We start from the raw sequence: 15,517 nt of genomic DNA on the forward strand, positions 1-15,517 counted from the left end.
GGCTCGTAGGTTACCCGAATACTACCGCGGGATCATTTCTTGGCCTTGGCCGGCCGTTTCAGCCAGCTCAAGAGTTTGGGCTGCGACGCCGGGCGCGCGGTGCCGCCCTTACGACCGCCAAGCTGTTGGGCGAACTGGCGCAATTGCTCGTTCAGCCGGTGCGATTTGGCACCCTCACCGACCATCTGGCCATTGTTCGCCAATTGCGCAAACAGCGTCGGATCGAACCCGATGGTCAGAACCGGCGCAAGGCCCAGCGTATCCTGGAAGTCCTTGGCCGACAATTGGTTCCTCTTGGCCACATCCGCCTTGTTCAGCACCAGGCGATTGGTGGCGCCGCCGCGGCGGCCTTTCAGCCAGTCGAACAGCATCTTGGCATCGCGCAGATTGGCAAGGTCCGGATTGGCGGTGACGACGATCTCGTCCGAGAGCAGCAGCGTGGCGCTGACCCAACTGTTCCATTGGCGCGGCAGGTCGAGGATGACGACCTGCGCCATCGACCGGCAGAGGTCGACCAGCCGCTCGATCGCGTCGGCCGACGGCTCCGCCATCTCCTTCAGCGAGCCGGTGGTCGACAGGACCGAGAGATGCGGCCCATGTTCGGTCATGAAGCGTTCGACCAGCACCGGGTCGATGCGCTCGGCGTCGCTCAGGGCTTCGATCAGCGGCTGCTTGGGATCGAGATTGAGCGACAGGGCCATGGTGCCGAAATTGAAGTCGAGATCGATGCCGATGACCTCGTCCTGCAGGGTGTTGGCGAGCGTCCAGGCGGTGTTCACGGCCAGCATCGAGCTGCCGACGCCGCCGCGGCTGCCGATGAAAGAGATCACGCGACCCTTGGGCGCGGAGCTTGCATCCTTGACGCAGCTCATGATGGCGGCGGCGATGTCGGCAGTGGTCACCGGGCCGACCAGATATTCGCTCACCCCCTGGCTGATCAGGCGGCGATAGGCCTGGACGTCGTTGATGGTGCCGATGACGATGACCTTGCGGCCCGGCTCGACCACGTCAGCGAGGGATTCCAGGCCCTTCTGGATGTCGTCGGGTCCGCCATTCTCCTCGACGATGATGAATTGCGGGCTGGGATTGTCGACATAGTGCTTGGCCGCCCGCGCCATGCCGCCGAAATGAATCGTCATGCGGGTCTTGGCGAACTCGCGTTCGCCGGTCAACCCTTCCAGCGCGGCCTCGGTATCCTTGGAGAGCGGAAACGCCTCGATGCTGAAGCGATGAATCACTTAGAATCCCCCGGTCGTGGTCGAGGTCGAGAGCGCCGGGGTCTCGTTCGATGCGCCGATCTTGCCGCCGATGATGTATTTGCCGACGACATTGTCGGCGCGGGCCGCGAGGCGGCCGGTGGGTGCGGCCGCATCCACGAGGTCGCGCGGATTGACCACCATCGCCGCGATGTTGCGTTGCATCGAGCAGCCGAAATTATAAGTGTTCTCGTTGACCGGGGTGAATTCCGGGCGATCCTTCCAGATGCCGCATTCGTCGGCTAGCGCCACATAGATCGGAAATTCCATCACGGCGCGGCCGTATTTGGCCGAGTCCGGGTCGGTTGCGTAGCTGAGCTGGATGGCGCTGGGCGGCACACCGCGGCTGACCAGGACCTGCGCCACGTCATTGGCAAAGGCCGCGGCGAGCGGGTCGCTGGCGCTGGCGGCGCCGATCCGCACCTCGATGCCGCCTGCCGCCTTGTTGCCGAAATCGCGGCTGAATTCCTCGATCGCCGGCGCATCCATCAGCTTGACGCGGCCGCCGGGGCCAGGTTCCAGGATAAGGAGAGCGGTGCGCGTCTCGACCTTGATCGGGTGCTGCACGGTGGCGTCGTAATCCGCCATGTTGCCTTCGCAGGCACCGAGCCCGGTGGCGGCAATTCCGGCCAGCAGCATGGTCGCAAACAGATGGCGCGTCATGGATCGCCCCTCCTACCGAATGATGTAGCCGACCGGACCCTGGAGCTGCGGCACCTGTTCGCGCGCCGCCCCGTCCCGGTTGGTATAGATGTTCTGCAGATGGCCCAGCAGATAGAAGTCGAGGTCGTTGGCCGGCGCGAAGCCGTCGGTCGGCAGCGACAACACGTTGGGATCGGTCGGCTGCACGATGAAGGCGCGCGCCACGATCACCAGTTCGGATTCACGCTGCTGGAACGAGGTCGAGCGGAATAGGGTCCCGAGGATCGGGATGTTCATCAGGCCCGGCACGCCCCGGAGGGCATTGGTGATGTCGTTGTTGAGCAGGCCCGCCATCATGATGCTGCCGCCGCTCGGCAGTTCGACGGTCGAGGTGGCGCGGCGCACGATGAAGCTGGGCAGCACGATGTCGCCGATCGCCACCGAATCTGTGAAGTTGGCGGCACTCACTTCCGTGGCGATCTTGAGGCTGATGCGGCCGCGGTCCATCACGATCGGCAGGAAGGTGAGCGAGACGCCGAACGGCTTGAAGGTCACGGTGATGACGCCGTCATCGGTCGCGGTCGGGATCGGCACTTCGCCGCCGGCCAGCATGGTGGCGTATTCACCGGAGACGGCGACCAGGTTCGGCTCGGCGAGCTTGTTGGCAAGGCCGTGCTGTTCCAGGATCTTGACCGCTGAATCGATGGCGCCCGGACCGTCGATGAAGAGCGCGCCGGCGGGTGTCGCGGTGGTCGCCGCCGAGGTCAGCAGCGTGCCGAAGCCGCCGCCGATCACCGCCGAGGCGCCGCCGGTGACGCCGGTGATGACCAGATCGCCGACCGTGGTCGGGCTGATGAGGTTTTCGAGGCCGAGTTCCTTCAGCGCCGATTTCTGCACCTCGGCCACCGACACCTTGATGAGGACCTGCTGCTCGGCGTTGATCCGCATCATGTTGATGATCTGCGGGTCGGCGATGACGAAGCGGCGCGCGATGCTGGTCGCCTGGCGCGAGGCAAGATCGGATCCGACCGAGCCGTTGAGCACGAGCGAGTCACCGGCACCGGTCACGGTCACGCGGTCGTTCGGCAGGGCCTCGCGAATCGCCGCCTCGGCCGCCTTGGCGTCGGGATGGACCGAGACCTGGTAATGGTCGATCATCTTGCCGGCGGCATCGAGCAGGAAAACGTTGGTGGAGCCGATATTCTTGCCGGCGATGAACAGGCGCGTCGGCGAGCGGATGATGACGTCGGCCACATCGGGATTGCCGACGATGATGTCGCGCGCCGGTTCGGCGAGGGTCAGTTCGCGCGTGTTGTTGATGGCAAGCTCGATGCGCTTGTCGACCGGCGCTTCCGCGGGAATGAGGCTGTCCGGCACCGTGGCCGGCTGGACCAGCGTGCTCTGGGCATGGGCGGTGCCGACCGACGGCTGCCCCATCATGAGGCCGATCGCGATCCCCGCGAGTGCCATGCGGGCACCCGCCGACCGTAACGAACATCCCTGCTTCATTTTCGCCCGATCATCTCTGCCAGTATTTCGCTGCCCGCCCCTCATTGCCCGAGGCTTTCGACGGTGACGGCACCACCACGATTGATTCGGATGGTCTGCGACACGACCGGCGCCCGCGGCGCTTCCGGTTGCTCGTCGGCCATCGGCATCTCGAACAGATCGGTCTGCAGGCCGCCGCGCATCAGGTCGTCGAGAACCTTGCTGGTGCTGCGATCGGTAACGAAGATCGGCGCCTTGGCATCTTCCGCGGCGGCCACATCGTTCCTGGCCCAGCTGCGCAAGGTCAGCACGATCTGGCCGAGCTGGGTTGCAACGAGGATCTTCTGTGCCTGTTCGGAGGTGACTTCCATCGTCACCGTCTGCGCGTTGAGGCCGGGGCCGGTGCCTTCGGGCGGGCTCAGATTCTGGTTGACCGCCAGCACCTTGATGTCGCGCATGACGGCTTCGACCGCGACCGTGCTCAGCAGATCGCGGCCCACATCCTCGGGCACGCCGGCAAAGTCACGCACATTGGTGATCATGAAAACGTCGACGCGGTCGCTGGGCAGGATGAGACCGGCGGCACCAGTGCGCGGCGAGACGTCGATGGTGACTGTGCGCATGCCGGGAGCGAGCACGGCGGAGGTCATGCCGGCGTCGCCGCGCTTCACGATCGCCGCGTTGGAGAGGGGTTCACCTAACATGATGGCGCGGCGCGCCATGGTATCGCGGAAGCCGGCCAGCGGATCTTCGCCGGCACTTGCCTTCACGACAAAGCGCTGATCGATCACGCTCTTGGGCCATTGCTCCCACCGGAGGTCGCTGTCGACCAAAACGTCGCCGGGCTTGATATCGCGGGCGGCCACCAGGACTTCCTCGACGCCGCCAACGGCGGCTTCGGGGGTCGCCTGGACGGGCTGCTGCTGCACCGAGGCCAGGAAACTGGTCAACATGAACGCCGTCAGGACCGCCGCCCCAAGCGCCACCACGATCAAAATGATCACTATCGGTCGCATGAGGCCCCTCTTTTTCCGGCCCGCAGACTACACCCACGGCTTGGGCGATTCATTTCGCCGCGTCACTTCCCCGTAAACCATTATTACCAATTTTTGGTTAAGATGCCAGTAATTTCGCCCGAAAACAGCCATGCTGCATTGCGATTCAGCCGTTTGAGTCAAAACGTTGCGAAGCTTTCTGAATATTTAACAAGAAGTCCCCGGATTAACCCCCGCCGTGTGGCGCCGGCGACATCGCGGCGCGCGCGGTCAGATTCCCCATATGGCCCGGAGATTTGTCGCCAAGTAGCTGTGCTGAAACCAGAAATCGAGGCTGGCCGCGGCAATGGCGACGCCATAGGGCAAATGCCGCTTGCCGTTCTGCAGACCATAGGCTGGGCGGAAGCGCGCCAGGATCAATATCCCAATGGCGAGCAGCCCGCCCAGCAGGGTGGTCAGCATCAGGAAACGCACCAGCACAAGATTGAGCCCGATCCAGAGAGCCAAGCCAGCCAGCCATTTGGCGTCACCACCGCCCAGCATGCGGAAGCGAAAGGCGAGGATGCCAACGCCCAGCATCACCGCGCCGGCGGCAAGATGGAGCAGCGCGTCGGTGAGCGATGTGACCGAGACCAGCGCCGCCGCCGATCCCACGAGGGCGGTCGCGATGGTGAGCCAGTTCGGCAGGCGGAATAGCCAGACGTCGCAGACGGCGCCCGCGATCAACAGACCGAACAGCAGGATTTCGCAGGTGGCGAGAAACATGGGCGATGGTCACCAGGCGGGATTGACGGAAGCGGCCCCCAGCGTATCAGGCAATGCGGTCGATGGGCAGTTGCCCGGATGCGGTGGCCCACAAAAAGGAACGCGCCGGCCCATTTCTGGGCCGACGCGCTTCCAAGCAAACCAGATAAGCGTCGTAGAACGCTTAGTTGGTCGCGGTGCTCGAACCTTCCGCGGTGGTCGCGGCGTTTTCCATGGTCGAACCGATGACCTGGAACATACGGTTCAAGCCGTTACCGGCCAACTGCGCGCCGACGAAGATCGCCAGAGCGACGAACGCTGCGATGAGGCCGTATTCGATGGCCGTCGCACCGGATTCAGACGAGAGAAACTTACGGATCTTGTTCATGATCATCTCCAAACTTTAAGAGGACGTTGCAACCTCGACCACGATTTGATTATCGCAATCGGTAATTCTTTTTGGTGCTTCTTGACGCCAAGACATGACGCGGGCACTGAGGGTCATCATCCAACGCGACTCATGGCTTCGCAAGTCATTCGAACACCAGGCCTCTACAACATTGTGTGCGCAAACTCCCTGATCGGCACCTTTTGCCTCGTAGGGCACCAGCTTGGATACCACGGCAACACTTTATTAAGGATTAACGCACGGAATTGGGGCCACCTATTTTGGACCAGGCACGCATGCAATCTTCCTACGGGCGCCTCCACCTCGCCGCCGACACGATCGTCATCATCTTGGCCGCCGCAGCCCTGCACAGCGTGCTGGCCTGGCAAAGCGACCTCGTCGGCGGCGGCAATCTGCGCGACACGGACGCTTATATGCGCCTCATCCGCGTGCAGGAACTGTGGCAGACCGGCGATTGGTACCAGACGGTGACGTCCAGCCTGGGTGCGCCGGACGGGTTGTCACTGCATTGGACACGCCCGCTGGACATCTTGATCCTGCTGCCGGCACTGCTGCTGCATCTGTGCGGGATGGCGATCGGCACGGCCATTTATTGGTCAGGGGCGCTCGTCTCGCCGGTTCTTCATCTCCTGACCTGCCTTGCCGCGGCTTACGCCGCCAAGCCGATCTGGGAACGGCATGGAGCCTGGCGCGTTGCGGCGCTCGCCATTCTCTTCAACGGTGCCGCCATCACCTATTGCATGGTCGGGCGACCGGACCATCACAGTCTTGGCCTGCTGCTGACGGTGCTGGGGGCCGGGCAGACGATCCGCGCAATGCTGGCGCCGGACGATACACGGAAGGCATATGGCGCCGGCGCCCTTGCTGCGATGGGCATCTGGATCAGCCCTGAATCGCTGGTGGGCGTCGCCCCGGCACTCATCACCTTCGGTCTTTTGTGGCTGGCAAAAACATCCGATGGCAAGGCCGGCGCCGGCCAGCATTGGGCGCGCCTCGGCCGACGCTTCTGCCTCGGCATGGCGGCGACCCTGCTGCTGGCCATCGTCATCGAGCAGCCGCCCGCCCATTGGCTGACGCCCGAATATGACAAGGTCTCGGTCCTCCATCTTGTCATCGCCGCGCTGGCGGCCCTCGACTTTGCGCTGGCAGCAGCGATGCCCTGGACCGATTGGCGCCGTATCGCAGCAGCCGGCCTCGTCGCCGTCCTGTCGGCGGTAGCGCTCGCCTTGCTGTTCCCGCGCTTCTATCTGGGTCCGCTCGGTGACGTCACCGATCAAACGGTGCGGATATTTCTCGACGATGTGAAGGAAATGGCGCCGCTGTGGCCAACCAGTGCCATCGCGGCCGACCAGTTCTTCGGCCTCATCGGCAACACGCTGGCGGCCCTGCCGGTCATTCCCTATTGCCTGTGGCGCTGGTGGCGGCAACCGGCCTTCGTCGCCGGACTCTTCCTGTCGCTCTCGTTCCTCACAGCATTGGCGGGCGCCCTGCTGCATCAACGCCTCGCCGTGCCGCTCAGCGCCTTCGGCGCGATCCTGGGCTGCGGCCTCTTTGCCATCCTGTGCGATCTGGTCATCATCCGGCGCCCGATCACCCGGGCAGCGACACGGCTGGGCGCCGCCGCGATCGTGGTATTCGGGGGCCAGTTCTGGCTGGTCTTCACCAAGGCGCCGGCAGCGAATGCGACCACTTCTGCCAATGTCGCCAGCGTCGCCTGCGATCCCAGATATGTGGCCGACTGGCTCAACGCCACGCGCCCGGGCATCGTGACCGACGATGCCCTTGGCGCCCAGCGCACGACGCCGATCATCCTCACCGAATCCATCAACTATTCGCCGGACCTTGCCTACCGTACGCCCTATCGCTTTGTCGGCGGCCCCTATCACCGCGGCATCGACGATATCGCCGACATGTTCAACGCCGCGATCGGGACCGACGACACGCAGGTTCGGGAGATCGTCAATCGGCGCCAGGCTGACTACATTTTGATCTGCATTCGAGAGGTTCCGAAAGCGATCGGTGAATCGGCGCCCGGGTCATTGTATCATCGGCTGCTGAGGGGCGAACCGCCATCGTGGCTGCAGCCCATCCCCATGTCGACGGAGGCTGGCCGGGAGTTCAGGCTGTTTGCCGTGCTACGTTGAAGCCGGTGCGCGGCAGGTATCTATGCATCACCAATTATCGGTGGTAGAAGATTCCGGGGACGCGACCGCGGCAATGGGCACGCCGTTGCCGGTCAAGCGGAGACAAAAGGCGAGATGGCGCGCGACAAAGACCTGATCCTGGTGGTCGATGATTCACCCACTAACCTGGCGATCCTGAACGTCGTGCTTCGGGAAATCTACCAGGTTATCACATGCAACAATGGGGCGGACGCCCTCACCCTCGCCGCGGCCGAAGAACCGGACCTCATCATCCTCGACATCATGATGCCGGGCATGGACGGGTATGAAATCTGCGACCGGCTGAAGGCCAACCCCGCCACCCGCGACATTCCGGTGATGTTCGTGACCGCGATGGACCAGGAGCGCCAAGAGGCCAAGGGACTGGCGCTAGGTGCCGTCGATTACATTGCCAAGCCCGTGAGCCCGCCCATCGTGCTGGCCCGCGTGCGCAATCAGTTGGAACTCAAAAAGCAGCGCGATTATCTGCGCCGCCTTTCCGCCATCGACGGTCTGACCGGCATCGCCAACCGCCGCGCCTTCGAAGAGGATTTCGACCGCGAATGGCGCCGCTGCATCCGCCTCAAATCCAGCCTCTGCGTCTATCTCACCGATATCGACAATTTCAAAGCCTATAACGACGCCTATGGCTTTCTCGCCGGCGACGATTGCCTGCGCATCCTGGCGCAGGCGATGACGAAGGCGCTGATGCGGCCGGGCGATATCCTGGCGCGCTACAGCGGCGAGGAATTCGTCGGGCTGATGCCGGACACGGATGCGAGCGGTGCTGCCATCGTCGGTGAGCGCCTGCTGAGTGCGACGCGCGCCCTGGCCCTGCCACATTCCCATTCGGGGACGGCCTCGATCATCACCGTGTCAATCAGCGCCGCCGTGTGCCGCCCGGTGCCGAGCAGCGACCGCGCCAGCCTGTTCAAGCTGGCCGGCGATGCGCTCTATGCCGCCAAGAAAGGCGGCCGCAACCAGGTGCGCGTCTTCGAGATGCCGGATTCGGTGACGGCGATCTAGTGGATTGACTCAAACGGTCGCGATCCATGTGCGGTACGCCGCCGCGCAACGATGGATCGCGTGAGGCCAGCCCCACATCCGGTGGAGACGACCGGCTCTGCCAAGCGGGTGGCTCATACACCAGAGACTATCAACGCGGTGTCTTTGGCTGGCGGGTATCTCGAGCTAACTATCTGAACCATCGGTTGGCGAGACAGCCGAGGCCGCGGCCTGCGCGGCGACTGCAAGCTGGGACATGACACTCCCAGCAACACGCGATGCCTCTTCGCCAAGTGCCTCAGCCAACCGTACCCGGGCGCGCTCCCAAGCGGCCATGGACTCGTCCATCAGCCGGCGGCCCCCCTCGGTAAGCACCAGGCGTTTGCCGGCTCGGCCGAGCCCCCGCCCCCCATGATTGCGGACGAGACCCCGCCGCTCCAGGCTCTTTACGCTGCGGCTGAGCGTGGTGGCATCGACCCCGGCGCGTGCCGCCAGCTCGGCAAGCGTTGGCTCGTGGCTGCCGCCTATCCCCACCAGAAGGCTGAACTGCTCCGCAGTGATCCCCAAGGACCGGAAGCAGGCATTGTAGTAGCGCGTGAGCGCCCGCGCGGTGACCCGGGCCTGGAAGGCCGGGCACTCGGTTTCAACGCGGCGATAGAGGTCGGATGTCTCGGTCATTTGTTGCTCTCGACAAGCCCTGGCGCATGAAATACTGTATATGCAGTATTCATGAGGAGCTATAGCATGACGGCCTATGTTCACGTCAACCTGCGTATCAAGGACCCGGCCCGGCAAGCCGCGCTGGCTCCGCTCTTTCAGGCGGCGCTGACGGCAGCAGGAGGCCGCATTCTCCACTTCGGGCCGGTGGCCCGGATGCTGGAAGGAGACGTGGCGCCCTTGCCGATGGCCGGTATCTTCGAATTCGCAACCCTGGCGGACGCTCTGGCCTTTTATAGCTCGCCAGAATATGCGCCGATCAAGATCGAGCGCGACGCGGCGCAAGAAGCACGCATGTTTGTCGTCGACGCAAGTTGACGCAAGCGGCTATGGCCATCCACCAGCCGGACAGTGGCAAAGCCAGACGGCTTGTCCTCGTCTGGTTCTGGCTGCTAGCGTCCAGCCATGACATTCTCTGTCCTTCTCGACCTCGACGGCACCCTGATCGATTCCTGTCCCGGCATTCTGGCAAGTTGCCAGGCGGCCCTGCGCGCTCTCGGACATGAGCCGGATGAAGCCCTCGATGTGAGACGCTTCATCGGGCCACCGCTCGAAGAGATACTGCACGTCCTGCTGCAGCCATATGGCGACGACAGGGTCGATGCAGCCGCTATCGCCTATCGCCAGCATTACGGCGAAAGCGGATACCGGAGTAGCATCCCCTATCCCGGCATTGGCAAAGCCCTGGAAGAGATAAAATTTGCAGGATTGCAGGTCTATCTCGCGACATCAAAGAGGGCGGTCTTCGCCCACCGCATCCTGGATCATCTGAAGTTTGCCGCCTATTTCGACGGCATCCATGGCTCGGTGCCAAGTGGCAAGCTCGATCACAAGCCGGAACTGCTCGCCCATGTCATCGCGCAACATGGCCTGTCGCCGTCGCACTGCCTGATGGTCGGCGACCGCCGGCATGATGTCGCCGGCGCCCATGCGGTCGGCATGCGCGGTCTCGGTGTGCTGTGGGGCTATGGTAGCCGGGAGGAACTTGAAACGGCCGGCGCTGATCAGTTGGTGGAGTCACCGGCCGATCTCTCTTCTGCCATCCGCGCGATGCTCGAGGGGCAGGCACGCCCTTGCTAAAGTGATTGCGACACCCGCGCGGGCCAGGCCGGTTCCGGGATGGCGGGGTTGCCGGCCAGCCAGTCGCGCACGATCGCGGCTTCGGGCGCCAGGGCTGTACCTTGCGACCAGACGATGTGAAAGGCGAGGCCCGTCACCCAGGGCCGGTCGAGCGGATGCATGAGAAGGCCGCGCGCCACCAGATGATCGGTCTGGTGCCGCCAGCCCAGTGCCACCCCCTGCCCTTCCAGGGCCGCCCCCACCACCAGCGCATAGTCATTGAGATGAAGGCCGCGATCATCGGGGGCGAGGCGTTCACCGGCGGCGCGGAAGTAATCGGCCCAGTTCGGGCGCGGGCGGAACGGCTCGTCGAGATGGATGAGGCGCTGGCGCTTGAGGTCGGCCACGCTCGCGAAGGGACCGGCGCGCTCCAGATAGGCCGGGCTGCAGATGGGGATGATGGATTCCTCGACCAGCTTCACGGCATCGCAGCCGGGATAGCGGCCATCGCCGCGCCGGATGGCGAGCGAGATACCCTCGGCGTCGAGATCGATATCTTTGTCCGTGGTCTGCAGGCGGAGATCGATGCCGGGATTGTCCTGGCGAAAGCGGGAGAGGCGCGGCAGCATCCACCAGGAGGCGAAGGCGGTCGAGCAGGACAGGGTCACATGGGTCCCCGTCTGGCGCTGGCGCAGGGTCTCGGTCGAGCGGCGCAGATGCTCGAGTGCCAGGGTGACGTCCTGATGATAGCGTCGACCGTCCTCAGTCAGGCGCACGCGCTGGTGTTCGCGCCGGAACAGGGCAAGGCCCAGCGCTTCTTCCAGCTGCTTGATGCCATAGCTGACCGCCGCCTGGGTCATATTGAGTTCGCGCGCGGCCTGGGTGAAGCTCGCCAGCCGGCCGGCAGCTTCGAAAATGATCAAGCCGTTCAAGGGCGGCAGTTGAATGCGCAGGGAGTTCATAAGTAAATTCTATCAACTTCCTTATTTTTTTCCAGGATTACATACAGGCCATAGCCGCTAGCATGATTTGACTGGCTTACCCCGCAGGCCGGTACCAGGGGAAGGTAGACGAGATGAGCGAGCCAACCACCAGCGCGCAACCCGCCGCAAAGACGCGCAACCGCAGCCGCGTAAGACCGGCGGTGGCCGCACCCACATTCCTGCGGCGGCAGATTCCACCTACACCTTCCTGCAGCCCGATGGTCTTGACCGGCTGCACGCACAGGCCGAGCAGATCCTGGCCGAGATCGGCGTCGAGTTCCGCGGTGATGATGAGGCGCTGGAACTGTGGCGCAAGGCCGGCGCCAAGGTCGAGGGCGTGCGTGTCAAGTTCGAGCCGGGGCATGTGGTCGAGATCATCAAGAAGACCACGCCCAGGACCTTCATCCAGCATGGGCGCGACGGAAACCATGCGGTCGAGATCGGCGGCGATGCGGTGGTGTTCGCGCCGGCCTATGGCTCGCCCTTCGTCTATGACCAGGAGAAGGGCCGCCGCTATGGCTCGCTCGAGGATTTCAAGAACTTCGTCAAGATGACCTGGATGTCGCCCTGGCTGCATCATTCGGGCGGCACCATCTGCGAGCCGGTCGACGTGCCGGTCAACAAGCGCCATCTCGACATGGTCTATGCCCATATCAAGCATTCGGCGAAACCCTTCATGGGTCGGTCACCGCACCCGAGCGCGCGGAGGATTCGATCGAGATGTGCCGCATCCTGTTCGGCGCCGATTTCGTCGACAAGAACTGCGTCATCCTCGGCAACATCAACACCAACTCGCCGCTGATCTTCGACGGTGTCATGTCGATGGCACTCCGCGCCTATGCCCGCGCCAACCAGGCGGCGGTGGTGGTGCCGTTCATCCTGGGCGGTGCCATGGGACCGGTGACGACGGCAGGCGCCATCGCCCAGGCCCATGCCGAAGCCATGGTCGGTGTCGCACTCACGCAATTGGAACGGCCGGGCGCACCGGTCATCTACGGTAACTTCCTCTCCTCCATGTCGTTACGCTCCGGTGCCCCCACCTTCGGCATGCCGGAACCGGCCATGGCCTATCTCGCCATCGGGCAGTTGGCGCAGCGCTTGGGCGTGCCGCTCCGCTGTGGCGGGTCATTGACCGCGTCCAAGGTCGCGGATTCACAGGCGGCACAGGAGAGCGCTGATTCCCTGTGGCCGGCGCTGCTGGGCGGGGCGAACTTCATCCTCCATGCGGCCGGCTGGCTCGAGGGCGGTCTCGTCATGGGGTATGAGAAGTTCATCCTCGATTGCGACCATCTCGGCATGATGCACAAACTGCTGGCTGGCCTGCCGATGGATGAGAATACGCTCGCCATGGATGCCTTCCGCGAGGTGGAGCCCGGCAAGCACTTCCTGGGCTGCGCGCATACGATGGCCAATTACACGACCGCCTTCTATGACGCGGACCTTGCCGATAATGATTCGTTCGAACAATGTCGCGATGCGGGATCAAGGCCGGCCGATGTGCGCGCCGACAGGAAATGGCGGGCATTGCTGGCCAGCCACACGGACCCCACGATCGATCCCGGGATCGACGAGGCGCTCAACGATTTCATGAACCGCCGCAAACAATCCATGGCGGATGCCTGGTACTGAGGACACGAAGATTATGGAAACGCATGCGAAGGTCGTCATCATCGGTGGTGGCGTGGTGGGTTGCTCGATCCTGTTTCATCTGGCGAAGTTCGGCTGGAAGGATGTCATTCTGCTGGAGCGCAGCGAACTGACCTCCGGCTCCTCCTGGCATGCGGCTGGGCAGATCCACACCATCTCGTCGGATCCCAACATCTCACGCCTGCAGGGCTATACGATCAATCTCTACAAGGAGATAGAGGCCACCTCGGGCCATTCGGTCGGCATGCATTCGACCGGCGGCTTTTATCTCGCCTCCAACCAGATTTGGTACGATTACCTGAAGCGCGAACGCTCGAAGGCGCGCTACATGGGCCTCGACCAGGAATTCATCAGCGTCGAGGAAGCAGCACGCCGCCATCCGCTGATTGATCCCAGCCGCTATATCGCGGCGCTGTGGGATCCCCTGGATGGCGACATCGATCCCTCCGGCGTCTGCTATGCCTATGCCAAGGCTGCCAAGGTGCATGGCGGCAAATACTACACGCACACGCCGGTCATCGAGACCAAGCAGCGCGTGGATGGCAGCTGGAACGTGGTGACGCCCAATGGCACGATCAATGCCGAGATGATCGTCAATGCGGGCGGGTTGGGGGCGCGCGAGGTTGGGCATCTTGCCGGCATTCATCTCCCCGTGCAGCCGATGGAGCATCATTACCTCATCACCGAGGCGATCCCCGAGATCGTCGAGCGTGGCGAGGAACGGCTGCCGGCCGGCATCGATTACGAAGGCAACATGTATTTCCGGCAGGAGCGGCAGGGCATGCTGCTCGGCACCTATGAACCGCGTGCCACACCCTGGTCGGTCAAGGGCACGCCGCAGGATTTCGGCCATGAACTGCTGGAACCCAAGCTCGACAATATCGCCGAGCGGCTGGAACTGGGCTTCCAGCGCATTCCGGCCTTGGGCCGCGCCGGCATCAAGAATGTGATCAACGGTCCGTTCACCTTCGGTCCCGACGGCAACCCGATGATCGGCCCCGTGCCGGGGATGCGCAATTACTGGGTCGCGGTCGGTGTCATGGCGGGCTTCTGCCAGGGGGGTGGTGTCGGCCTCTGCATGGCGGAATGGATGATGGACGGCGAGCCCTCGATCGATGTCTGGGCGATGGACGTGGCGCGCTTCGGCAATTTCGCGACACCGGAATGGGGCACCATCAAATCATCGGAGAATTACGAACGCCGCTTCGTAATGACCTTCCCCAATGAGACGCTGCCCAAGGGTCGGCGCCAGAAGACGACGGCGCTCTATGACCGGCTGACCGCCAAGGGGGCGGTCTGGGGCCAGGGCTTCGGCCTGGAACACGCGCTGTGGTTTGCCGACGGGCCGGCGGATGCCCATGAGGCACCGACCTTCAACCGCCCGCGCGCCCATGACTATGTTGCGCGCGAAGTGAAAGCCGTGCGCGAGGCGGTGGGGGCGATCGAGATCGCCAATTTCGCCAAGCACGAGTTCAAGGGACCTGGGGCGCGGGCCTTCCTCGACCATGTGCTGGCGGGGCGGTTGCCGAAACAGGGCCGCATGTCCTTGACGCCGATGCTGACGCCCAAGGGCAGGCTCTATGGCGATCTAACCGTGGCGTGCCTGGGTGACGATCATTTCATGCTATTCGGCTCGGGGGCGATGCAGGAAGCCCATCGCCGCTGGTTCGAAAAGTATCTGCCGGCAAGCGGTGTTGCCTATCGCAACATGTCGGACGAGCTGCATGGCATCGCGCTCTCCGGCCCACGGTCGCGCGAGCTGCTGGCGCGGCTGGTGCGGGAGGATGTATCGAATGCGGCGCTGAAATTCCTCGACATCCGGCGGAGTTTCGTCGCCGGTGTGCCGGCGATCCTGGCGCGTGTCTCCTTCTCCGGCGAGCTTGGCTATGAGATCTATGTGGCACCTCCTTATCAGCTGCGCCTCGCCGAGGCGATCGAGGAAGCGGGCCAGGATTTGGGCCTCCGCTGGTATGGTGCGCGGGCGCTCATGAGCCTGCGGCTGGAGAAGAACTGGGGTGTCTGGACCCTCGACTACCGCCCGGATTTCACGGCCGCCGAAAGCGGGCTCGATGCCTTCATCAACTGGGGCAAGGAGTTCATCGGCAAGGAGGCGGCACTGGCGCAGAAGACCAAGGGGCCGGCGAAGAAGCTCGTCACCATGGTGGTGGCGACGAAGGATATTGACGTCACCAATGACGAGGCGGTGATGGTCGGCGACAAGGCGGTGGGCTATGTCTCGTCGGGCGGTTATGCGCATTCGGTGGGAAAGTCGGTGGCGTTCGGCTATGTGCCGACAGAGCTTGCCAAGGCCGGCACCAAGGTCGAGATCGAGATCAACGGCCAGCGCTTCCCGGCTGAAATCCTGGGTGCCCCCCTCTACGATCCCAATGGCGGCAAGATGCGCGCCTGA

The 15,517-nt window shown here is 63.7% G+C and carries 13 protein-coding genes and 1 pseudogene; 6 read left to right on the forward strand and 8 right to left on the reverse strand.

Features of this window, described 5'->3' with window-relative positions; translation table 11 throughout:
• Window positions 1-32 precede the first annotated feature (32 nt).
• From IPK59_18840 to IPK59_18865, 6 genes are all read right to left on the reverse strand, one after another.
• The gene (locus tag IPK59_18840; protein MBK8160728.1) at window positions 33-1,238 is read right to left on the reverse strand and encodes an AAA family ATPase; all 1,206 of its coding nucleotides are present in this window, start codon (window positions 1,236-1,238) and stop codon (window positions 33-35) included.
• Window positions 1,239-1,919 (reverse strand): CpaD family pilus assembly protein, encoded by a 681-nt coding sequence (locus IPK59_18845; protein MBK8160729.1) that lies wholly within the window; start codon window positions 1,917-1,919, stop codon window positions 1,239-1,241.
• A gap of 12 nt (window positions 1,920-1,931) precedes the next feature.
• Window positions 1,932-3,368 (reverse strand): type II and III secretion system protein family protein, encoded by a 1,437-nt coding sequence (locus IPK59_18850; GenBank protein ID MBK8160730.1) that lies wholly within the window; start codon window positions 3,366-3,368, stop codon window positions 1,932-1,934.
• Window positions 3,369-3,448: 80 nt separating this feature from the next.
• The gene (gene cpaB / locus IPK59_18855; GenBank protein ID MBK8160731.1) at window positions 3,449-4,402 is read right to left on the reverse strand and encodes a Flp pilus assembly protein CpaB; all 954 of its coding nucleotides are present in this window, start codon (window positions 4,400-4,402) and stop codon (window positions 3,449-3,451) included.
• A gap of 249 nt (window positions 4,403-4,651) precedes the next feature.
• On the reverse strand, window positions 4,652-5,146 hold the full coding sequence (locus tag IPK59_18860) for a prepilin peptidase (GenBank protein ID MBK8160732.1): 495 nt from the start codon (window positions 5,144-5,146) through the stop codon (window positions 4,652-4,654).
• Window positions 5,147-5,309: 163 nt separating this feature from the next.
• Entirely contained in the window at window positions 5,310-5,513 is a 204-nt protein-coding gene (locus tag IPK59_18865) for a Flp family type IVb pilin (GenBank protein MBK8160733.1), read from the reverse strand.
• A 296-nt stretch (window positions 5,514-5,809) separates the two neighbouring features.
• Between IPK59_18865 and IPK59_18870 the strand changes: the two genes are divergently transcribed.
• Window positions 5,810-7,678 (forward strand): hypothetical protein, encoded by a 1,869-nt coding sequence (locus IPK59_18870; protein ID MBK8160734.1) that lies wholly within the window; start codon window positions 5,810-5,812, stop codon window positions 7,676-7,678.
• A gap of 114 nt (window positions 7,679-7,792) precedes the next feature.
• The gene (locus tag IPK59_18875; GenBank protein MBK8160735.1) at window positions 7,793-8,722 is read left to right on the forward strand and encodes a diguanylate cyclase; all 930 of its coding nucleotides are present in this window, start codon (window positions 7,793-7,795) and stop codon (window positions 8,720-8,722) included.
• Between the two features lie 165 nt (window positions 8,723-8,887).
• Here the strand turns inward: IPK59_18875 and IPK59_18880 are convergent, their stop codons facing one another.
• Entirely contained in the window at window positions 8,888-9,379 is a 492-nt protein-coding gene (locus IPK59_18880) for a winged helix-turn-helix transcriptional regulator (GenBank protein MBK8160736.1), read from the reverse strand.
• Window positions 9,380-9,445: 66 nt separating this feature from the next.
• On the opposite strand from IPK59_18880, the gene IPK59_18885 reads away from it, so the two are divergent.
• Together IPK59_18885 and IPK59_18890 are read left to right on the forward strand one after the other, a co-directional pair.
• On the forward strand, window positions 9,446-9,736 hold the full coding sequence (locus IPK59_18885; protein ID MBK8160737.1) for a DUF1330 domain-containing protein: 291 nt from the start codon (window positions 9,446-9,448) through the stop codon (window positions 9,734-9,736).
• Window positions 9,737-9,823: 87 nt separating this feature from the next.
• Complete coding sequence (locus IPK59_18890) at window positions 9,824-10,498, forward strand: HAD hydrolase-like protein (GenBank protein MBK8160738.1); 675 nt, start codon at window positions 9,824-9,826, stop codon at window positions 10,496-10,498.
• Here the strand turns inward: IPK59_18890 and IPK59_18895 are convergent.
• Window positions 10,495-11,439: a LysR family transcriptional regulator gene (locus tag IPK59_18895; protein ID MBK8160739.1), complete on the reverse strand. Its 945-nt coding sequence runs from the start codon at window positions 11,437-11,439 to the stop codon at window positions 10,495-10,497. The genes IPK59_18890 and IPK59_18895 overlap by 4 nt on opposite strands.
• A 196-nt stretch (window positions 11,440-11,635) precedes the next feature.
• Between IPK59_18895 and IPK59_18900 the strand changes: the two are divergent.
• Both IPK59_18900 and IPK59_18905 read left to right on the forward strand, forming a co-directional pair.
• Window positions 11,636-13,089: pseudogene (locus IPK59_18900) on the forward strand (trimethylamine methyltransferase family protein).
• 13 nt (window positions 13,090-13,102) lie between these two features.
• Window positions 13,103-15,517 carry a GcvT family protein gene (locus tag IPK59_18905; GenBank protein ID MBK8160740.1) on the forward strand — a complete coding sequence of 805 codons (2,415 nt, stop codon included), beginning with the start codon at window positions 13,103-13,105 and terminating at the stop codon, window positions 15,515-15,517.

It is taken from the genome of Rhodospirillaceae bacterium (genome assembly GCA_016712715.1).
Taxonomy (GTDB): Bacteria; Pseudomonadota; Alphaproteobacteria; order Dongiales; family Dongiaceae; genus Dongia.